Here is an 18,330-nt window from a genome sequence, read left to right on the forward strand (position 1 = left end):
GCCGCCGCTCATCCCACCTGCGCCTCCAGGTCCCAGCCCTCCTGGCCGAAGTCCCCGGGGGAATGGACGCCCGGCACCGTTCCCGGCGGGAAGCCGGGCAGCGCTCAGCCCGGGGACGGCGGGCGGGAGTCGCGCTCCAGCTCCGCGCGCAGGAGCGCCTTCAAATCCAGCAGCAGCCGCAGCCGCTCCGGCGGTCCGCACACGCCCACCACGAACGGCGTGCGGCCCCCGGCCATGAGCGCGGGCGCGGGCTTGATGTCAGCGCGGCGCACGCGCAGCACCTCCGCCACGCGGTCCACCCGCGCCACCACGCGCCGCGTCCCCAGCCGGCACACGAGCAGCCGCGTGCGCCGCGTCTCCTGCGAGGGCTCCCCCAGCAGGCGCCGCCGCAGGTCCACCACGGGCAGCATCGCGCCGCGCAGGTGCAGCACGCCCTCCACGAAGGCGGGCGCGTGCGGGATGGGAATCACGCGCTGGGGCGGGAGGATCTCCTCCACGCGCATGATGTCCAGGACGTACTCCTCGTTGCCCACGAAGAAGGCGCACAACTGCACCTCCGCCTCGGCCGCGGGCGTCTCGGAGGTCCGCTCGCCGCGCGGGCGGCGGACCAGCAGGTTCACGGAGTCCGTCATGGGGCGAGCGCCTGCTCCGGATCCAACAGGATGTAGAGCTGCGAGCCCTTGCGCCCCAGCCCCGCCACGCAGTCCCGGTCTCCGCGCAGCCCCGCGGGAGACAGCTCCACCATGGACGGCTTGAGCCGCACCACCCCCGCCACCGAGTCCACCCACACGCCCGCGGGCCCGTCCGCCGTCTTGAGCACCAGGATGCGCGCGGCCCGGGGCGGCAGGCCCGCGTCCGGCCCCGCCACCACCGGCGGCGCGTCCGCCAGCCGCAGCCGCAGCTTCACGTCGTAGACGGGCAGCAGCTCCCCGCGCAGGTTCATCACGCCCAGGAGCTGCGGCTCCGCGCGCGGAATCTCCGTGAGCAGCGGCACCTTGCAGATCTCCCTCACCGCGAGGATGGGCACCGCGTAGCACTCCGCCTCCAGGCGGAAGGCCAGGTACTCGACGGGCTCCTCCTCCGGGATCGGCTGCGCCAGGTCGTCGCTGCCCGCGGCGAAGTCCAGCAGGCCGCCGACGTCCTCGTCCGGGCGGTAGAAGAACGCGTCGAGCAGGGCTTCGAAACGGGACACGCCCGGGAGGATAGCAGCCCCCGGCAGGGACGCCTCAAGCGCGGCGGCGCTCGTGCGCGATGCCCTCTTCCAGGAGTTCCGCGACATCCAGCACCAGGACGGTGCGGCGGTTGCCCAGGTCGGTGGCGCCGGAGATGCCCTTCACGCGGCTCAGCCGGCCACCCAGGGGCTTGGTGACGATGTCCTGCTGGCCGAACAGCTCGTCCACCGCGATGCCCAGCCGCTGCTGCGCCAGGCCCACCACGACGACGAAGTGGCGGTTCACCTCGCGCTCCGGCAGGTGGAACAGGCGCCCCAGCCGCAGGAAGGGCAGCGTCTGGCCGCGCAGGTCCAACACCTCGCGCCGCTCCACGGTGCGGATGTCGCGCGGCTGCACGGAGAGGATTTCGAGCACGCTGTTGAGCGGCACCGCGTAGGTACGGCCGCTGACGCCCACCACCAGCGCGCGCACGATGGCCAGCGTCACCGGCAGCGTCAGGTGGAAGGCCGTGCCCTTCCCGCGCTCACTCCACACGTCGATGATGCCGGAGAGGTTGCCCAGGTTGTTCTTCACCACGTCCAGGCCCACGCCTCTTCCAGAGAGCGAGCTGACGCTGGAGCGGGTGGAGAAGCCCGGCAGGAAGATGAGGTTGAGCAGCTCGCGCCGCGTCATCTCACTGACCTGCGACGAGGTGACGAGCCCGCGCGACAGCGCCACCTCGCGCACGCGCACCTCGTCGATGCCCGAGCCGTCATCGGACACGCTGATGACGACGTGGTTGCCCTTCTGCTCCGCGCGCAGCCGCACCGTCGCGCGCCGGGGCTTGCCCGCGGACAGCCGCGACTCCGGGCCCTCCGCGCCGTGGTCGATGGCGTTGCGGATGAGGTGCATCAGCGGGTCGCTGAGCTCCTCCACGATGAGCTTGTCCAGCTCCACCTCGCCGCCGGAGCTGACGAAGTCGATCTCCTTGCCGGCCTCGCGGGCAATCTTCCGCACCAGCCGCGCCAGCTTGTCGAAGACCTGGCCCACCGGGACCATGCGCGCTTCGAGCAGCCCCTCCTGGAGCGCCTCCAGCTTGCGCTCCAACTGGCGCGTCTCCCGCGACAGCTCCTGACCGAAGAGCTTGGACAGCGCGACGGTGCCGTCCTGCCGGGACGTCTCCGCCAGTCGCTGGAGGTTGGCCTTGATGAGCAGGAGCTCGCCCACCATGTTGATGAGCCCGTCCAGCCGCCCGATGTCCACGCGCACCGTCTGCGTGAGCGAGCGCATGGACGTCTCTTCCGCCTTGGGACGGCCCGCGGGGATGGGCGCGGACGCGGCGGCCTGGAGCCCCACCACCGTGGCCGGAGGCGCCACCGCCCGCATGCGCTGCGCGCCCGGCCCCGGATGCGCGGGCACGGTCGCGAGGCTCGTGGTCTCCACCTCCGCCTCGGCGTCCTCGTCGGCCCCGTCGTCGTCCACGTCCGGAAGCAGGACCTCGGCGTCCTCGCGCGGCCGGGGCACGCCGGACGCGGGCCCCGCCGACCCCGCTTCCGGCGGCCGGACGGACAGCGGCGCCAGCTCCGCGGGCGAGCCCCTCAGGCCGTCCTCCAGCGCCCGGGCGTCCACCTTCGCGCCGAAGATGAGGTCGAACGCGATGCCGTTGGCGCCGCCCGGCCGCGACGAGGGCAGCGTGCTGATGACCTCACCCAGGGGCTTGAGGCGCGCGTTCAGGTCCGCCAGCCCCTGGTCGAAGTCCGTGAGGTCGAACGCCGCGCGCACCCGCCACAGGGCCACGCCGCGCCGCACGTTCTCGCGCAGCCGGTGCTCCTCGTACTCGGTGAAGACGGCGCGCACCGTCGCGTCCAGCTCCAGCCGCTCCAGCGGATCCTCTTCCACGGCGGGCGGGGGCGAGCCCAGCCGCGCCATGCGGTCCTCCATGTCGCGGGTGCGCTGGGAGAGCTCGGGCCCCTCCTCGCTCCGGGACGCCTCCCCGAGCAGCGCCTGGAACGTGTCCAGCGCGTCCACCAGCGTGTCCAGGACCCCGTCGTCCAGCGTCAGCCGGCCCAGCCGCAGCCGGTCCAGCAGGTCCTCCGCCGCGTGCGCCAGGTGGCTGATGCGCTCCTGGCCGAAGAGGCCCGACAGGCCTTTGAGCGAGTGCGCCGCGCGGAAGATGCCGTTGATGTGCTCGGGATCCGCCTCCTGGCCGCGCGCCTCGTCCAGGGCCAGCAGGTCGCGGCCCAGCGCATCCAGGATTTCGGTGGCCTCGGCGACGAACTCCGCCAGCGCCTTGCCTCCGGGCGTCACAGCGGCTTCAGGAAGCGCCGCAGGAGCGCCTCCAGGTCCTCCGGCTGGAACGGCTTCACCAGGTAGCCGGCGGCGCCCAGCGCCATGCCCCGCGAGCGGTCCTGCTCACGCCCCTCGGTGGTGACGATGATGAGCGGCACGTCCCGGTAGTTGGGGTTCTTCTTGACGAAGTTGATGAGCTCCAGCCCGTTGATGTCGGGCATGTTGATGTCGGTGATGATGAGGTCGAAGCGCTGGCGCGGCAGCAGCTTCAGCGCCTCGAAGCCGCTGGCCGTGGTGACGGCCTCCACGCCCTCCACGGCCTCCACGGTCGCGGCGATGTGCTCGCGCGACACCTTGGAGTCCTCGACGATCAACACCTTGAACTTCATCGCGCGCGCCTCAAGGGCCGGATGCTAGCAGAACCCCCGCCTGGCCGCTGTGCGTCAGCCCTTCCGGGATGACAGCGACCCGACAAGGCCCTTGTCCGCGAGGAGGGACACCCGTCCCCCCTTGAACGCGGGCAGGAACTGCCGCTGGTACGCCTCCGCGCGGGCGGAGTCGCTCAGGGAAGCCCCCTGGGGGACCTCCAAGGCCACCGACTCCACCTTCGCGCGGCTCAGCACCTTGGCCGCGCCCGCCAGCGCCTCGCCCAGCGCGGACGCGTCCAGGCGCTTCCGGGAGCCCAGCCCCACCACGAAGATGCGCGGCACGGACAGCTTCCCGTCCGACGGCAACAGGAGCCAGTCGTCCTTCACGCCGGTGAAGAACCCACCCTGGAGCACGCGCGACAAGGCGCCGCACAGCCGCCAGTCCACGTAGCCGGCGGAGGACGGCAGGGGGCGGTCGTCCTCGGCCACGAACAGGCAGAGGGCGTCCACCCCGTTCAGCGCGTCCAGGCCCTCCAGGCCCACGTCCAGGGTCTGCGTCTGGCTCACGGCTTCCCGAGCGCCACCGCGACGCGGTCCAGCAGGCCGTTGACGAAGGCGCTCGACTCCTCGGTGCCGAAGTTCTTCCCCAGCTCCACGGCCTCGTTGATGGTCACCTTGCGGGGGATGTCCGGGCGGTACTTCAACTCGAAGATGCCCAGCCGCAGGACGTTGCGGTCGATGCGGGACATGCGGTCCAGGCGCCAGTTGTGGCTGTGGCGCTCGATGAGCCCGTCAATCTCCTCGCGGTGGGCCTCCACGCCCTCCACGAGCTCCTTGGCGAACTTCACCGCGTCCGGCTCCGGGTTGCCGTCCTCCGCGGAGGCGGCCCACGCGGAGTCCAGGGCCTCCCGCGTGGTGGCGCCCTGGTCCATCTCCAACTTGTAGAGCGCCTGCAGCGCCCGCTCTCGTGCCGTTCTGCGCGCGCCCATCGCGGTTAGCCCTTTCGCTCCGCGCCGGACATGCGCGCGAAGAGGTTGACCATTTCGATGCAGGCCAGCGCGGCCTCCGCGCCCTTGTTGCCCGCCTTCACGCCCGCCCGGTCGATGGCCTGCTCCACGGTATCGCACGTGAGCACGCCGAACGTCACCGACGCCGGCTTCGGGCCGGCGGCCGCGCTGAACGCCACCGAACCAATGCCCTTGGCGCACTCGCCCGCCACGTAGTCGAAGTGGGGGGTGCCGCCGCGAATCACGGCGCCCAGGACGATGATGCCCGCGTACTGGCCCCCCTCCGACACGCGGCGGGTGAGGCCGGGCAGCTCATAGGTGCCGGGGCAGCGGTACACGTCGATGGCGTCGTCCTTCACGCCATGGCGCACCAGGGTGTCCACGGCGCCCTTCAAGAGCTCCTCCGTGATGAAGCTGTTGAACCGGGACACGCAGATGGCGAACCGGCCCTGGGGGGGGAGGAAATCCCCTTCGAAATAGCGAGGCATGGCGCGCTCCTTACACCACCCGAGCCCCTACCCGCGAGGGCTGAAACCCGCCGCCCGCACCACCGCCTCCGTCAGCCCCGCACCCGGGGTGGCGGCCTCCGGGGCGCCCCGGAGGGCGTACAGCCGGGCCACGTACTTGCCAATGAGGTCGCCCTCCAGGTTCACCTTCGCCCCCGGGCCCTTGCCGTGCAGGGTGGTGCGCTGTTGGGTTTCCGGAATCAACTGCACCCGGAAGGTGCCGGCGTCCACCGCGTTCACCGTGAGGCTGATGCCGTCGATGGTGACGGAGCCCTTTTCAATGAAGCAGGGCGCCAGCTCCGGGGGCAGCCGGAACACCATCACCCACGAGCCCCCTTCCGCGAACGTCTCCAGCACTTCACTGACGGCGTCCACGTGGCCCGACACCAGGTGGCCGCCCAGCCGGTCCCCCAGGGCGAGCGCCCGCTCCAGGTTCACCCGGTCGCCCGCCCTGCGGTCCCCCAGGGTGGTGCGCCGCAGCGTCTCCGGGGCCGCCTGCACGCGGAAGGTGTCCCCCCCCTTCTCCACGACGGTGAGGCAGGCGCCGTCCACGGCGATGGATTCCCCCAGGGCGAAGGCCTCCGCGCCCAGCGAGGTGCGAATCCAGTAGTCGGTCATCGCGCCAGAGGCGACGCGGGTGATGGTGCCAGTGTCCTGGATGAGGCCGGTGAACATGGCCGGAACCTTAACGGATGCCCTGCCCGGGCGCTGGCCTTCAGAGCAGGGCTCGCAGGAGGACGTCGTCCCCCACCTTCTCCATCGTCAGGTCCTTCACGGCCAGGGCCTGGGCCATGTCCTTCACGCCCAGCTCCCCCGTCCACGTCAGGCCCCCGGCCCCCACCAGCTTGGGAGCGAGGAACAGGGCGAGCGCATCCGCCAGGTGCTCGCGGAGCAGCGTGCCGTACAGGCCCGCGCCGCCCTCCACGAGCACGTGGTTGAGCCCCTCCTTCTTCACGCGCTTGAGCACGGCCTTCAGGTCCACGCGGTCCTGCTTCGCGCGCACGTTCCACACCTCCACGCCCTGGGCCAGGAAGCGCCGGGCGCGCCGGCCCTCCGGATCCTCCAGCGTGGCGATGACGGTGCGCGCGGGGCTGCGCTGCGTGAAGACGGTGTGGCCCGGGGACAGCTTGAGGTGCGAGTCCACCACCACGCGCACCGGGTCCTTGCCCCCGCCGCCGGGCAGCCGCGTGGTGAGCCGCGGGTCATCCATGCGCACGGTGTTGGCGCCCACGAGGATGGCGTCCACCTGGTCGCGCAGCCGGTGCACCCACGCGCGTGAAGCCTCGCCCGTCACCCACTTCGAGTCACCGGAGGGCGCGGCGATCTTCCCGTCCAGCGTCACCGCGGCCTTGAGCGTCACCCACGGCAGGCCCGTGCGCATCATCTTGAAGAAGGGCCGGTTGAGCGCGTCCGCCTCGTCCTTGAGGACGTGCGTCACCACCGACACGCCGCCGCGCTTGAGCCGGTTGAGCCCCTTGCCGCTGACCAGCGGGTTGGGGTCGGACGACGCGCTGAACACGCGCCGCACGCCGGCCTCCAGCACCGCCAGGCTGCACGGCGGGGTGCGCCCGTAGTGGTCGCACGGCTCCAGCGTCGTGTAGAGGTCCGCGCCGCGCGCCTTGGAGCCCGCGGCCTCCAGCGCGACGACCTCCGCGTGCGCCGTGCCGGCCTTCTTGTGGTGGCCGCGCGCGATGATGCGCCCGCCCTTCACCAGCACCGCGCCCACGACGGGGTTGGGGCTGGTGCGGCCCAGGCCCTTGGCGGCCTCCTCCAGGGCGATGCGCATGAAGAACTCGGCCACCGCGTGGTCGAAGTCCGCCGCGCGCTTGGAGCGGGGCGTCTTCACCGCCTGCAACCGTGACCGCGTGAGCAAGCGCATACCGCCCTTCCTAACCGTCCTTGGGCGGAGTCACAGGCGGCTTCGCCTTGCGCTCACGCTCCTGGTCCTCGAGCAGGTCCTTCAGCTCGTGCATGAACTCGGAGATGTCCCGGAAGCTGCGGTACACGGACGCGAAGCGCACGTAGGCCACCTCGTCCAGTTGCTGTAACCGCCGCATCACGTGCTCGCCAATGGATGAGGAGGGGACCTCCTTCTCCCCCATCCCCTGGAGCAGCCGCTCGATGTCCTCCACCGTCGCCTCCAACTGCGCGGCGGACACCGGGCGCTTCTCACACGCCTTCTTCAGGCCGTTGAGCATCTTCTCGCGGTCGAAGGCCTCGCGGCGCCCGTCCTTCTTCACGATGAGCGGGTAGAGCTCCTCCACCCGCTCGTACGTGGTGAAGCGGCGCTTGCAGGCCAGGCACTCGCGGCGCCGCCGGATGACGGAGCCCTCGTGCGACTCTCGCGAGTCGATGACCTTGTTCTCCGGGTCCTGACAGAAGGGGCAGCGCACGGGCTTCGGTTACTTCAGCCGCGAGGCGTACAGCGGGAAGCCCTGCGCCAGCTCCTTCACCTGCCCCTTCACCCGCGCCAGCGCCGCGTCGTCCTGCGCGGCGTCCAGCGCCTGGCCGATGAGCCGGCCCACCACCGCCATCTCCGCCTCGCGCATGCCGCGCGTGGTGATGGCCGGGGTGCCCACCCGGACGCCGGAGGTCGTCGTGGGCTTCTCCGGGTCGAAGGGGATCATGTTCTTGTTGACGGTGATGCCCGCCTTGCCCAGCACGTCCTCGGCCACCTTGCCGGTGAGCTTCTTGGCGCGCAGGTCCACCAGCATCAGGTGGTTGTCCGTGCCGCCCGAGCACAGCCGCAGGCCCGCGGACTTCAGCGCCTCCGCCAGCGCCTGCGCGTTGGCCACAATCTGCTTCTGGTACGTCTTGAACTCCGGCGACAGCGCCTCCTTGAAGGCCACCGCCTTGCCCGCGATGGCGTGCATCAGCGGGCCGCCCTGGATGCCGGGGAAGATCTGGCTGTTGATGGTCTTCGCGTAGGCCTCACGCGACAGCACCATGCCGCCACGCGGGCCGCGCAGCGTCTTGTGCGTGGTGGTGGTGACGATCTCCGCGAAGGGCACGGGAGACGGGTGCACGCCCGCGGCCACCAGGCCCGCGATGTGGGCCATGTCCACCAGCATGGCGGCGCCCACCTTGTCGGCGATCTCCCGGAACTTCGCGAAGTCGAGCGTGCGCGGGTACGCGCTCGCGCCCACCACCAGCACCTTGGGCTTGTGCTCCAGGGCCAGGGACTCCACCTGCGCGAAGTCGATGGTCTCCGTGTCGCGGGATAGGCCGTAGTGGACGACCTTGTAGAGCTTGCCGGAGAAGTTGAACGCCGCGCCGTGGGTGAGGTGGCCGCCGGAGTTGAGGTCCAGGGACAGCATGGTGTCGCCCGGCTTCATCAGGGCCATGAAGGCGCCCATGTTCGCCTGGCTGCCGGAGTGCGCCTGCACGTTCACCGCGTCCGCGCCGAACAGCTCCTTCGCGCGCGCGATGGCCAGGTTCTCCGCCACGTCCACCACCTCGCAGCCGCCGTAGTAGCGCTTGCCGGGGTAGCCTTCCGCGTACTTGTTGGTGAGCACGGAGCCCACCGCCTCCATCACCGCCGGGGAGACGAAGTTCTCCGAGGCGATGAGCTCCAGCCCCTCCTCCTGACGCTCCGTCTCGTGCCGGAGCACCTGGGCGATTTCAGGATCCACCTGGGACAGCGTGCGGGTGTTCTCCATGGGGGTTGCCTCCTGGCGTACGAAACGAAGGGGACTGCTTCAAGGGACGCCTGCCAGGCCTCAGCGCTGCTGGGCCTCGACGTCGCGAATCTTCTGGACGCGCTTCTCGTGGCGGCCGCCCTCGAAGGCGGTGGAGAGGAAGGCCTCCAGGATGCCGCGCGCCACGCCCGCGCCCACCACGCGCTGGCCCAGGCACAACACATTGGCGTCGTTGTGCGCGCGGGTCATCCGCGCCTCGAACTCGGTGGTGCAGAGGGCCGCCCGGATGCCCCGGTGCTTGTTGGCCACGATGCTCATTCCAATGCCGGTGCCGCACACCAGCACGCCCAGCGTGCCCTCCTCCGCCACCACCTGGCGCGCCACCAGGGAGGCGAAGTCCGGGTAGTCCACGGACTCGCGCGTCTGGGGGCCCAGGTCCTGGAAGTCGGTGCCGCGCTCCTTCAGGAGCGCCACCAGCTCCTGGCGCAGCTCGATGCCCGCATGGTCGGAGGCGAGGATGACTTTCACGGCCGGACTCCGTGGAGCGGGGCCCGCGCCGTGAGGGCGGGGCCAGGAAGGAGGGCCCCTGCCCGCCGCTCCCGTCATGGGAAGCAGCGGGCCGGAAGGGCGGTCAGCTAAAGCGCTTGAACACCAGCACCGCGTTGGTGCCGCCGAAGCCGAACGAGTTGCTCATCACCGCGTCGACGCGGGCGTCGCGCGCCGTGTTGGGCACGTAGTCCAGGTCGCAGTCCGGGTCCGGCGACGTCATGTTGATGGTGGGCGGCAGCACGTTCTTGGTGAGCACCTGCACGCTCACCACCGCCTCCGCGCCACCCGCCGCGCCGAGCATGTGGCCCGTCATGGACTTGGTGGACGACACCGCCAGCTTGCGCGCGTGGTCGCCGAACACGGCCTTCAGGGCCTTGGTCTCGTTGGCGTCGTTGAACGGCGTGGACGTGCCGTGGGCGTTGACGTAGCCCACCTCGTCCGGCCGCATGCCCGCGGACGCCAGCGCCAGGCGCATGCAGCGCGCCGCGCCCTCGCCCTCCGGGGCCGGCTGGGTGACGTGGTACGCGTCCGAGTTGGCGCCGTACCCCACCACCTCCGCCAGGATGTTGGCGCCGCGCTTCTTCGCGGCCTCCATCTCCTCCAGGACGACGATGCCCGCGCCCTCGCCCATCACGAAGCCGTCGCGCTCCTTGTCGAAGGGACGGCTGGCGCGCGCCGGGTCGTCGTTGCGCGTGGACAGGGCCTTCATCACGGAGAAGCCGCCCATGCCCAGGGGCGTGATGGCCGCCTCCGCGCCACCCGCGATGGCCGCGTCCGTCTCACCCAGGCGGATGGACTTCCAGGCCTCGCCGATGGCGTGCGCGCTGGTGGCGCACGCGGACACCGGGGCCCAGTTGGGGCCCTTGCAGTTGTAGCGCATGGAGATGAGCCCAGGCGCCATGTTGACGATCATCTGGATGATGAAGAAGGGCGACAGCCGGTCGAACCCCTTCTCCAGCCCCTTGCGGTGCTGCTCCTCCAGGGAGGAGATGCCGCCGATGCCGGAGCCCACGATGACACCCACGCGCTCCGGGCTGTAGCCATGGGGCGCGTCCGGGCCGATGGGCAGGCCCGACTCCTTCACCGCCATGTCGGCCGCGGCCATCGCGTACTGGGCGAACAGGTCCATCCGGCGCACCTCGCGCCTGTCGATGAACTGCTCGGGCTGGAAGTCCTTCACCTCGCCCGCGATGCGCGCGTCGAGCTTCCCCAGGTCGAAACGGGTGATCGTGCTGATACCGGATTGACCGGCCAGCATCGCCTGCCAGTTCTTCTCGGTGCCGGTGCCCAGCGCAGAAATGATGCCGGTGCCGGTGATGACGACTCGACGGTTGGACACTGTTCTTCTCCGCTGACCGCGATGGGGCGCGGAAGCGCCGGTGAGGACGCTCCCCAGGCCCCGGACTTCCGGGTGTCGCGACTGCCTACTTCTTGTGGGTCTTCACGTAGTTCACGGCGTCGCCGACGGTCTTGATGTTCTCCGCCTCGTCGTCCGGGATCTCGACCTCGAACTCCTCTTCCATCGCCATGACCAGCTCGACGATGTCGAGGCTGTCCGCGCCCAGGTCTTCGATGAAGGACGACTCGGGCTTGATCTCATCCTCACCCACACCGAGCTGGTCGGCGATGATGGACTTGATCTTGGTTTCCACGTCGGTTGCGGTGGTGGACATACGTGCAGAACCCTCCAGCTCCAGATGGGGCCCGCCGTTTTGAGTCGCGGGCCGTCTTCAAGGCGGGCGCGGTATATCCCACGCCCGGCGGCAATCCAACCTTGGCTTACATGTACATGCCGCCGTTGACCTTCAGGACCTCGCCGGTGATGTAGGACGCCGCATCACTCGCGAGGAACACCACGGCCCCGGCGACCTCCTCCGGGTTGCCCAGGCGGCCCAGCGCGATGCCGCCCACCATCTTCTGCCGCAGCTCGTCGTCCAGGTGGGAGGTCATGTCCGTCCCGATGAACCCGGGGGACACGGCGTTGACGCGGATGCTCCGGGTGGCCAGCTCCTTGGCCACGGACTTGGTCAGGCCGATGAGCCCCGCCTTGGCCGCCGAGTAGGCCGCCTGCCCCGGGTTGCCCATCTCCCCCACGACCGAGGTGATGTTGATGATGGCGCCGGAGCGCTGCTTCATCATGGGGCGGCTGGCGGCGCGGATGAGCGCGAAGGCGCCCCGGAGGTTGGTGTCCAACTGCCGGTCCCAGTCCTCGTCCTTGACGCGCATCACCAGGCCGTCAATGGCCATGCCCGCGTTGTTCACCAGGACGTCCAGCCGGCCGTGCGCCTTGACGACGCCGTCGATGGCGCCCGCGCACGCGGCGGTGTCCGCCAGGTCGAAGCGCACGGCCTCCGCCTTCGCGCCCGCCTGCTGGAGGAGGCCCACCGTCTCCTGCGCGGCGGCCTCGTTGCCCACGTAGCTGATGACCACGGTGGACGCGCCCGCCTTCGCGAAGGCCTGCGCGCACGCCCGGCCGATGCCGCGCGAGCCGCCCGTCACCAGCACCACCTTGTCCTTGAAGCCGCTCATGCTGCCCCCAGCGCGGCGAGCACCTTCTCCAGGGTCGCGGCGTTCTCGACGTTGAACGATTCGATGTCCTTGGTGATGCGCTTGATGAGCCCGCCCAGCACCTTGCCCGGCCCCAGCTCCACCACGTGCGTGACGCCGTTCGCCTTCAGCGACTCCACGCACTCAATCCAGCGCACCGGCGCGCTCACCTGCTCCAGCAGCAGCGGCACCACGCGGGAGGCATCCGCGTTGGGCCTGGCCTCCACGTTGCTCACCACCGGCACGGACGGTGCCTGGATGCGCACGCCCGCCAGCACCTCCGCCAGGCGCGGCTTCACGGGGTCCATCAGCGCGCAGTGGAACGGGGCGGAGACGGGCAGCGGCATCACGCGCTTGGCCCCGGCCTCTTTGCACTTCGCGCCCGCGCGCTCCACCGCGGCCGCGTGGCCCGCGATGACCGTCTGCTCGGGCGAGTTGTAGTTGGCCGGGGAGACGACCTGCCCTTCCGCCGCGGCGTCGCAGGCGGCCTTCACCGCGTCCGGGGTGAGGCCCAGGATGACGGCCATGCCGCCCGTGCCCACGGGCACCGCCTCCTGCATGAAGGTGCCGCGCGCGCGCACCGCCCGCGCCGCGTCCTGGAGGTCCATCGCGCCCGCGGCCACCAGCGCGGAGTACTCGCCCAGCGAGTGGCCCGCGACGAACGCGGGGGCAGGTCCCCGCTTCTGGAACACCGCGTGCACCGCGGCCGACACCGTGAGGATGGCCGGCTGGGTGTTGGCGGTGAGCTTCAGCGCCTCTTCCGGGCCCTCGAAGCAGGTGGTGGAGAGCTTCTCGTGCAGCGCGTCGTCCACGGCGTCGAAGACGGCCCGCGCTTCAGGGAACTGCTCGTAGAGGTCCTTGCCCATCCCCACGGCCTGACTGCCCTGCCCGGGAAACACGAACGCGACCTTCGCCATGTTGCGGTCCTTCCTTGTGTCGTCCTGCCTACCAGCGCACCACCGCGCTGCCCCACGCCATCCCCGCGCCAATGGCCATCATCGCGATGACGTCGCCGCGCTTGAGGCGGCCGGCGCGCTGCGCCTCATCCAGGGACATGGGCAGCGAGGCGGACGACGTGTTGCCGTACTTGTGCAGGTTGAGCCAGCATTTTTCCTTGGGAATCTCCAGCCGCTCCATCACGGCTTCCAGGATTCGCAGGTTCGCCTGATGGGCGATGACGTGGTCCACCTGCGTCGTGGACATCCCGTGGGCCCCCAGGGACGCCTGGGTGGATTCCACCAATGCGCGCACCGCGAAGCGGAAGACTTCCTTCCCGTTCATCTTGAGCTTGTGAAGATTTGCATCCACGTTGTCCGCTGTGACGGGGGTGCGGGAGCCCCCGGCGGGGATGCAGAGCAGGTTCGCGAGGTCGCCGTCGGTGCGCAGGTGGGTGGAGAGGATGCCGCGCGGCGCCATGGCGTCGTCCTCCGTTTCCGGGGCCGCCGCCAGCACCAGGGCGCCCGCGCCGTCCCCGAAGAGGACGCAGGTGTTGCGGTCCGTCCAGTCCACCGCGCGGGTGAGCAGGTCCGCGCCCACGACGAGCGCGCGCTTGACCTGCCCCGAGCGCACGAACTGGTCCGCCACGCTCAGCGCGTACAGCCCTCCGGCGCACGCGGCGGACACGTCGAAGGCGAAGGCGCGCTTCGCCCCCAGCTTCGCCTGCACCAGCGCGGCGCAGGACGGCATGGGCATGTCCGCGGTGACGGTGCCCACGACGATGAGGTCCAGGTCGCCGGGGGCCACGCCCGCCATCTCCAGCGCGTGGCGGGAGGCGCTCACCGCCAGGTCGCTCGTCGCCTCGTCGGGGGCGGCCTGCCTGCGCTCCTGGATGCCGGTGCGCTCGCGGATCCACGCGTCGCTCGTGTCCACCAGGCGCTCCAGGTCCTGGTTGGTCAGGACCCGCGCGGGGGCATAGGAACCGGTTCCGATGATGTGCGTGCGTGCCACGGGGCCTCCGGAGTCGTCGGAGTCCAACGCGTGGCCGGCGCGCTCTAATCGGCCCCTTCGTCCCCGTCCGCCTTCCTTCCCCGCTGGTGGGGAGGAAGCCAGGCGGCGGCGTTGGCAATGCAGCGCGTCAGTTCCTCCTGCACGCCCGCGCGCACATGCTGCAGCGCGGTGACGAGCGCGTTGTGGATGGCGCGGGGGGAGGAGCGGCCGTGCGCGACGATGCCCACTCCCTGGAGGCCCAGGAGCGGAGCGCCGCCGTACTCGGCGTAGTCCATGACGCGGCGCAGCCCCAGCAGGGTGGGCTTGAGCAACAGCGCGCCCAGCTTCTCCGGCAGGCCGCCGCGCTTCTCGATGGCGGAGCGCAACAGGCCGGTGATGCCCATGCCCACGCCCTCGGACGTCTTGAGGACGATGTTGCCGGTGAAGCCGTCCGTCACGACGACCTCCACGTCGCCGGAGAACAGGTCCTTGCCCTCCACGTAGCCCACGAACTCCAGGTCCGAGCGGCGCAGCAGCGCGCTCGCGTCCCGCGTGAGCTGCGTGCCCTTGGAGTCCTCCTCGCCGTTGGAGAGCACCGCCACCCGGGGGCGCTTCACGCCCAGGCGCGTGCGCGAGTAGGCCTCGCCGAGCACGGCGAACTGGGCCAGGTGCGAGGGGCGGCAGTCCACGTTGGCGCCCGCGTCCAAAAGCAGGCAGCGGCCTTCGCCCTTCAGGGCCGGGAACAGGGCCGCGATGGCCGGACGCTCCACGCCGGGGATGCGGCCGAGCGTCAACATGCCACCGGCCATCACCGCGCCGGAGTTGCCCGCCGACACGAGGGCGGACGCCTCCCCTTGCCGGACGAGCTCGAAGCCCACCCGGAGCGAGGAGTCCCGCTTGCGCCGGAACGCGGCGGTCGCGGGGTCGTCCATCTCCACCACTTCGGACGCGTGGTGGAGCTGGATGTTGGGAGGCGCGCCGGCGCGCTCCAGGACAGGGCGTACACGCGTGGCGTCCCCGACCAGCACGAGTTCGTGCCCGGGATACGCTCGCGCGAACAGCACGCCCCCGTCCACGACGGCGTCGGGGGCGTGGTCGCCACCCATCGCGTCGAGGACGAGCCGCACCGGCAGCCTTCCGCTTTCAACTACTCCGCGGCGGTCGCGATGACCTCACGGCCACCGTAGTTGCCACAGGCCGCGCAGGCGCGGTGCGGCATCACGGGCTCCTTGCACTTGGAGCACTTGATGACCTGCACGGGGGTCCGCAGGTTGTTGTTGCCGGCCCGACGACGGTCCCGGCGCATCTTCGACGTCCGCTTCTTGGGAACTCCCACGGCTCACCTCGGCATCGGACCCGTCCCCCCTCGCGACCTGCGAGGGGCATAGGGACCGTCAGTTCAGCTTGATGTTCTTCAGCGGCGACAGTCGAGGGTCCACGACCTTCGGCTCGCAGCCGCACTTCTTCTCATTGAGGTTCTGGCCGCACTGCGAGCAGAGCCCCTGGCAGTCTTCCCGACAGACCGCGCTCATCGGGAGCGCGAGCAATACCTGCTCCCGGACGATCGGATCCAGATCGATCGTCTTGCCATCGAAAACCTGCTCGTCCGTGTCGTCCAGTTCGAAGGTGCCCGCGGATTCACCCTGGGTGCGTTCCTTCTTCTCCATGGACTTCTCGTCGTCCTTGAAGTCGTCGCCCCGGGCCAGGGACTCCGGCACCAGGTTGATGGTGAAGGACACGGGCAGGTCCAGCTTCACGTCCGTGAGGCAGCGCTTGCAGGGCGCGCCCACGTGGACGGTGAAGTCGCCCTTCAGCAGCACGCCGCCGCTGACCTTGCGCAGGTTGGCGTGGAGCGTGGACGGAGCGGTCGCCTGAAAGCCGGTGTCCTCGCCGGACCCCGGGCCTTCCAGGGCCTCCTTGAGGAGCCCGGGAGCGATGGGCTCGTCGAGCGTCAGCCCCGCTTCTTTGATTTGTTCAATCTTTACGACCATCTACAAGGCTTCCCGGCAAAAGGGCGCGCAACATAGAGGGACTCCCCCCTTCAGTCAACACGCCGGGTTGGACTCGCGAGCCGAGCCGCGTGGATCCCCTCAACACCGCTCTGCTAGCTTTCCATCTGATGCGCACCCCCGCCCGAGGTTGGCGGGGCGCACTCTGCGTCTGGGGGCTCGGGCTGACGCTCGTCCTGCCGGCGCAGGCCCGTGTGCCCCCTCCCCCGTCTCCCCTCCTCTTCCAACTGGGCCCCACGAGCCCCGCCATCGACGCCGCGAGGGAGCTGCTGGAGGCCGGCCGCTTCCAGGAGGCCCTGGGCGTGGTGCAGGGCGGGCTGGACGCGCCCGACGTCACGGACGACGAGCTGGTGGAGCTCTACCGCCTGCAGGGGCTCACGGCCCTCTACCTGGGCGACGAGGCCCTGGCGCGCGGGGCGTACGAGAAGCTGCTCCAGGCCCGGCCGGACTTCGAGCTGCCCCGCTCCGCGCCGCCGAAGGTCCGCGGCCTCTTCGCGAAGCTGAAGGAGGACCTGCGCCACCGCCGCGTCCACCCCGTCACCCTGGAGGTGGACCCCATCCCGGACCCGGCGCCGGGCGAGCGCGTGGAGGTGGACGCCATCCTGAGGGACATGGCCCTGGGGGCGCGGGCCCGGATGTTCTACCGGCGCGCCGGGGCGCAGGGCTTCTCGTCGGTGGACTTCGCGCGCGACCGCGCCCGGCCCGAGCACTACACCGCCGTGCTGCCCGCGTACGAGCTGCCGGTGGAGTCCACGCCTTATGAAGTGGAGTACTACTTCGAGGTCGTGGACGCGGCCCAGCGGCGCCTGGCCGGGCGCGGGGACCCGTTCCACCCGCTCCTCTTCCAGGTGGCGCCCCGCACCGCGCCCGCCACGGCCCTGACGGAAGGCGCGGGCCGCCCCTGGTACAAGAGCCCCTGGCTGTGGGTGGCCGTGGGCGCGGTGGCCATTGGCGGCACGGCCGGCGTGGTGGCCCTGTCCTCGTCGGAGGAGCGCGGCCGCGTGCCCATCACCATCCGCGTGGAGGACGCCGCGCCATGAGACGCCCCACCCTGCTGATGCTGGCGCTGCTCTCCGGCTGCGGCCCGGACGCCGCGCCGGAGGCCCTGCCGCTGGGCCTGGACCTCACCCTGAGCCGCGCCGTCGCCAGCCAGGTGGGCGCCTACCAGGTGGCGGTGCTGAAGGACGGCACGAAGCGCAACTGCACGGAGCTGCAGCGCACCTGCCTGTCCTCCCAGGTGTCCTCCAGCGACCTGCTGGAGTTGAAGGACGCGGACGGGCACACGGGGCGCACGCTGCGCTTCGCCTCGGCCCCGGGCGGCTCGGCCATGGGGCTCTCGGTGGACGTGCCCGTGGGCCGCGACTACGCGCTCGTCATCGAGGCGCTGACGGCCGACACGCCCACGCGCTTCCTGGGCAGCTCCTGCAACTACCTGCGCGTGGTGAACTCCGGCACCAACGCGACCCTGGTGGCGGCCCCCATCGAGCTGACCGCGCAGCCCTGCGACCCGGTGTTTCCGCGCTGACGCCCGTGCGCCGGCCCCCTGGTGGGGAGGCGGACGGACATGCCGCATGGATGTCACATGGATGTCCCGGGCGGGCCGGAACGAATCTGTTACGGGACGCCACGCATTCCATCCCTTCGCGGGAGCACCTTCATGGCGCGCATCCTCATCATCGAGGACGAGCAGGACCTGGCCGGACTCGTCGACTACAACCTCCGCGCGGCGGGCTTCGAAACGGACACGGCGAACACCGGCGCGGGGGGCCTCGCCCGGGCGCGCGCCCACCCTCCGGACCTGGTGCTGCTGGACCTGATGCTGCCGGACGTGGCGGGCGGTGAAGTCCTGCGCATGCTCAAGAGCGACCCGGAGCTGAAGAAGGCCGCGGTCGTCATCGTCAGCGCCAAGGGCCAGGAGGCCGACCGCATCCAGGGCCTGGAGCTGGGCGCGGACGACTACGTGGTGAAGCCCTTCTCCGTGCGCGAGCTGCTCCTGCGCGTGAAGGCCGTGCTGCGCCGCGCGGACGCGGAGGAGGGGCCCGCCGCGGTGCTGGCCGCGGGCGACATCAGCCTGGACACGTCGCGCCACCAGGTGCGCGTGAAGGGCGAGGAGGTCATCCTCACCGCGCTGGAGTTCCGCCTGCTGCGCACGCTGCTGGAGCGGAGCGACCGCGTGCAGACGCGCGAGGTGCTCCTGTCCGACGTCTGGGGCATCCAGGCCGAAATCCACACGCGCACCGTGGACACGCACATCAAGCGCCTGCGCGAGAAGCTGGGCCCCGCGGGCGACATCATCGAGACCGTGCGCGGCGTGGGCTACAAGCTCAGCCCTCCGTGAGG

At 70.9% G+C, this 18,330-nt stretch carries 23 protein-coding genes; 3 read left to right on the plus strand and 20 right to left on the minus strand.

Going from position 1 to position 18,330, the window contains the following annotated elements; translation table 11 throughout:
• Positions 1 to 104: 104 nt before the first annotated feature.
• From K8612_RS32510 to K8612_RS32605, 20 genes are all read right to left on the minus strand, one after another.
• Positions 105 to 632: a chemotaxis protein CheW gene (locus tag K8612_RS32510; protein ID WP_223743834.1), complete on the minus strand. Its 528-nt coding sequence runs from the start codon at positions 630 to 632 to the stop codon at positions 105 to 107.
• Positions 629 to 1,192, minus strand: coding sequence for a chemotaxis protein CheW (locus K8612_RS32515; protein ID WP_223765087.1), 564 nt, complete (start codon positions 1,190 to 1,192; stop codon positions 629 to 631). Before K8612_RS32515 ends, K8612_RS32510 begins: the two co-directional genes overlap by 4 nt.
• A 34-nt stretch (positions 1,193 to 1,226) precedes the next feature.
• On the minus strand, positions 1,227 to 3,458 hold the full coding sequence (locus K8612_RS32520) for a chemotaxis protein CheA (protein ID WP_223765088.1): 2,232 nt from the start codon (positions 3,456 to 3,458) through the stop codon (positions 1,227 to 1,229).
• The gene (locus tag K8612_RS32525) at positions 3,455 to 3,829 is read right to left on the minus strand and encodes a response regulator (protein WP_120618951.1); all 375 of its coding nucleotides are present in this window, start codon (positions 3,827 to 3,829) and stop codon (positions 3,455 to 3,457) included. The genes K8612_RS32520 and K8612_RS32525 overlap by 4 nt, the downstream gene beginning before the upstream one ends.
• 54 nt (positions 3,830 to 3,883) lie before the next feature.
• On the minus strand, positions 3,884 to 4,375 hold the full coding sequence (locus K8612_RS32530) for a M17 family peptidase N-terminal domain-containing protein (RefSeq protein ID WP_223743832.1): 492 nt from the start codon (positions 4,373 to 4,375) through the stop codon (positions 3,884 to 3,886).
• Positions 4,372 to 4,797: a transcription antitermination factor NusB gene (gene nusB, locus K8612_RS32535; protein WP_223743831.1), complete on the minus strand. Its 426-nt coding sequence runs from the start codon at positions 4,795 to 4,797 to the stop codon at positions 4,372 to 4,374. The genes K8612_RS32530 and nusB overlap by 4 nt, the downstream gene beginning before the upstream one ends.
• A 5-nt stretch (positions 4,798 to 4,802) precedes the next feature.
• Positions 4,803 to 5,303, minus strand: a complete 501-nt coding sequence (ribE, locus tag K8612_RS32540; RefSeq protein ID WP_223765089.1) for a 6,7-dimethyl-8-ribityllumazine synthase — start codon at positions 5,301 to 5,303, stop codon at positions 4,803 to 4,805.
• A 27-nt stretch (positions 5,304 to 5,330) separates the two neighbouring features.
• A complete protein-coding gene (locus K8612_RS32545) occupies positions 5,331 to 5,996 on the minus strand; it encodes a riboflavin synthase (protein ID WP_223765090.1) in 666 nt (221 codons plus the stop codon).
• A gap of 40 nt (positions 5,997 to 6,036) precedes the next feature.
• On the minus strand, positions 6,037 to 7,200 hold the full coding sequence (gene ribD / locus K8612_RS32550) for a bifunctional diaminohydroxyphosphoribosylaminopyrimidine deaminase/5-amino-6-(5-phosphoribosylamino)uracil reductase RibD (protein ID WP_223743828.1): 1,164 nt from the start codon (positions 7,198 to 7,200) through the stop codon (positions 6,037 to 6,039).
• Between the two features lie 10 nt (positions 7,201 to 7,210).
• Positions 7,211 to 7,714, minus strand: coding sequence for a transcriptional regulator NrdR (gene nrdR, locus K8612_RS32555; protein ID WP_014395456.1), 504 nt, complete (start codon positions 7,712 to 7,714; stop codon positions 7,211 to 7,213).
• A 9-nt stretch (positions 7,715 to 7,723) separates the two neighbouring features.
• Complete coding sequence (gene glyA, locus K8612_RS32560; RefSeq protein ID WP_223743827.1) at positions 7,724 to 8,980, minus strand: serine hydroxymethyltransferase; 1,257 nt, start codon at positions 8,978 to 8,980, stop codon at positions 7,724 to 7,726.
• A 60-nt stretch (positions 8,981 to 9,040) separates the two neighbouring features.
• Positions 9,041 to 9,487, minus strand: coding sequence for a ribose 5-phosphate isomerase B (gene rpiB / locus K8612_RS32565; protein ID WP_223743826.1), 447 nt, complete (start codon positions 9,485 to 9,487; stop codon positions 9,041 to 9,043).
• Positions 9,488 to 9,590: 103 nt separating this feature from the next.
• Positions 9,591 to 10,847 carry a beta-ketoacyl-ACP synthase II gene (gene fabF, locus K8612_RS32570; protein WP_223765091.1) on the minus strand — a complete coding sequence of 419 codons (1,257 nt, stop codon included), beginning with the start codon at positions 10,845 to 10,847 and terminating at the stop codon, positions 9,591 to 9,593.
• 85 nt (positions 10,848 to 10,932) lie between these two features.
• Positions 10,933 to 11,181, minus strand: a complete 249-nt coding sequence (gene acpP, locus K8612_RS32575; RefSeq protein WP_014395452.1) for an acyl carrier protein — start codon at positions 11,179 to 11,181, stop codon at positions 10,933 to 10,935.
• Positions 11,182 to 11,287: 106 nt separating this feature from the next.
• Entirely contained in the window at positions 11,288 to 12,037 is a 750-nt protein-coding gene (gene fabG / locus K8612_RS32580; RefSeq protein ID WP_223743824.1) for a 3-oxoacyl-[acyl-carrier-protein] reductase, read from the minus strand.
• A complete protein-coding gene (gene fabD / locus K8612_RS32585) occupies positions 12,034 to 12,972 on the minus strand; it encodes an ACP S-malonyltransferase (RefSeq protein WP_223743823.1) in 939 nt (312 codons plus the stop codon). Before fabD ends, fabG begins: the two co-directional genes overlap by 4 nt.
• Positions 12,973 to 13,000: 28 nt before the next feature.
• Positions 13,001 to 14,002: a beta-ketoacyl-ACP synthase III gene (locus K8612_RS32590; protein ID WP_223743822.1), complete on the minus strand. Its 1,002-nt coding sequence runs from the start codon at positions 14,000 to 14,002 to the stop codon at positions 13,001 to 13,003.
• A gap of 44 nt (positions 14,003 to 14,046) precedes the next feature.
• Positions 14,047 to 15,108, minus strand: coding sequence for a phosphate acyltransferase PlsX (gene plsX / locus K8612_RS32595; RefSeq protein ID WP_223743821.1), 1,062 nt, complete (start codon positions 15,106 to 15,108; stop codon positions 14,047 to 14,049).
• Positions 15,109 to 15,128: 20 nt separating this feature from the next.
• A complete protein-coding gene (gene rpmF / locus K8612_RS32600) occupies positions 15,129 to 15,317 on the minus strand; it encodes a 50S ribosomal protein L32 (protein WP_014395447.1) in 189 nt (62 codons plus the stop codon).
• Positions 15,318 to 15,375: 58 nt separating this feature from the next.
• A complete protein-coding gene (locus tag K8612_RS32605; protein ID WP_223765092.1) occupies positions 15,376 to 15,972 on the minus strand; it encodes a DUF177 domain-containing protein in 597 nt (198 codons plus the stop codon).
• Positions 15,973 to 16,100: 128 nt separating this feature from the next.
• Here K8612_RS32605 and K8612_RS32610 point away from each other — a divergent pair, with 128 nt between their 5' ends.
• From K8612_RS32610 to K8612_RS32620, 3 genes are all read left to right on the plus strand, one after another.
• Positions 16,101 to 17,030: a hypothetical protein gene (locus tag K8612_RS32610; RefSeq protein WP_223765093.1), complete on the plus strand. Its 930-nt coding sequence runs from the start codon at positions 16,101 to 16,103 to the stop codon at positions 17,028 to 17,030.
• Positions 17,027 to 17,515: a hypothetical protein gene (locus K8612_RS32615; RefSeq protein ID WP_223743818.1), complete on the plus strand. Its 489-nt coding sequence runs from the start codon at positions 17,027 to 17,029 to the stop codon at positions 17,513 to 17,515. The genes K8612_RS32610 and K8612_RS32615 overlap by 4 nt, the downstream gene beginning before the upstream one ends.
• 132 nt (positions 17,516 to 17,647) lie before the next feature.
• A complete protein-coding gene (locus K8612_RS32620) occupies positions 17,648 to 18,328 on the plus strand; it encodes a winged helix-turn-helix domain-containing protein (RefSeq protein ID WP_223743817.1) in 681 nt (226 codons plus the stop codon).
• The last annotated feature ends 2 nt before the right edge of the window (positions 18,329 to 18,330 follow it).

It is taken from the genome of Corallococcus sp. AS-1-6 (assembly GCF_020037015.1).
Lineage (GTDB): Bacteria > Myxococcota > Myxococcia > Myxococcales > Myxococcaceae > Corallococcus.

Coding starts and splice junctions, on each gene's coding strand:
- K8612_RS32510 (WP_223743834.1), bottom strand. CDS start 632: ATGACGGACTCCGTGAACCTGCTGGTCCGCCGCCCGCGCGGCGAGCGG.
- K8612_RS32545 (WP_223765090.1), bottom strand. CDS start 5,996: ATGTTCACCGGCCTCATCCAGGACACTGGCACCATCACCCGCGTCGCC.
- K8612_RS32525 (WP_120618951.1), bottom strand. CDS start 3,829: ATGAAGTTCAAGGTGTTGATCGTCGAGGACTCCAAGGTGTCGCGCGAG.
- ribD (WP_223743828.1), bottom strand. CDS start 7,200: ATGCGCTTGCTCACGCGGTCACGGTTGCAGGCGGTGAAGACGCCCCGC.
- glyA (WP_223743827.1), bottom strand. CDS start 8,980: ATGGAGAACACCCGCACGCTGTCCCAGGTGGATCCTGAAATCGCCCAG.
- K8612_RS32620 (WP_223743817.1), top strand. CDS start 17,648: ATGGCGCGCATCCTCATCATCGAGGACGAGCAGGACCTGGCCGGACTC.
- fabD (WP_223743823.1), bottom strand. CDS start 12,972: ATGGCGAAGGTCGCGTTCGTGTTTCCCGGGCAGGGCAGTCAGGCCGTG.
- acpP (WP_014395452.1), bottom strand. CDS start 11,181: ATGTCCACCACCGCAACCGACGTGGAAACCAAGATCAAGTCCATCATC.
- nusB (WP_223743831.1), bottom strand. CDS start 4,797: ATGGGCGCGCGCAGAACGGCACGAGAGCGGGCGCTGCAGGCGCTCTAC.
- ribE (WP_223765089.1), bottom strand. CDS start 5,303: ATGCCTCGCTATTTCGAAGGGGATTTCCTCCCCCCCCAGGGCCGGTTC.
- K8612_RS32605 (WP_223765092.1), bottom strand. CDS start 15,972: ATGGTCGTAAAGATTGAACAAATCAAAGAAGCGGGGCTGACGCTCGAC.
- fabG (WP_223743824.1), bottom strand. CDS start 12,037: ATGAGCGGCTTCAAGGACAAGGTGGTGCTGGTGACGGGCGGCTCGCGC.
- K8612_RS32610 (WP_223765093.1), top strand. CDS start 16,101: ATGCGCACCCCCGCCCGAGGTTGGCGGGGCGCACTCTGCGTCTGGGGG.
- K8612_RS32615 (WP_223743818.1), top strand. CDS start 17,027: ATGAGACGCCCCACCCTGCTGATGCTGGCGCTGCTCTCCGGCTGCGGC.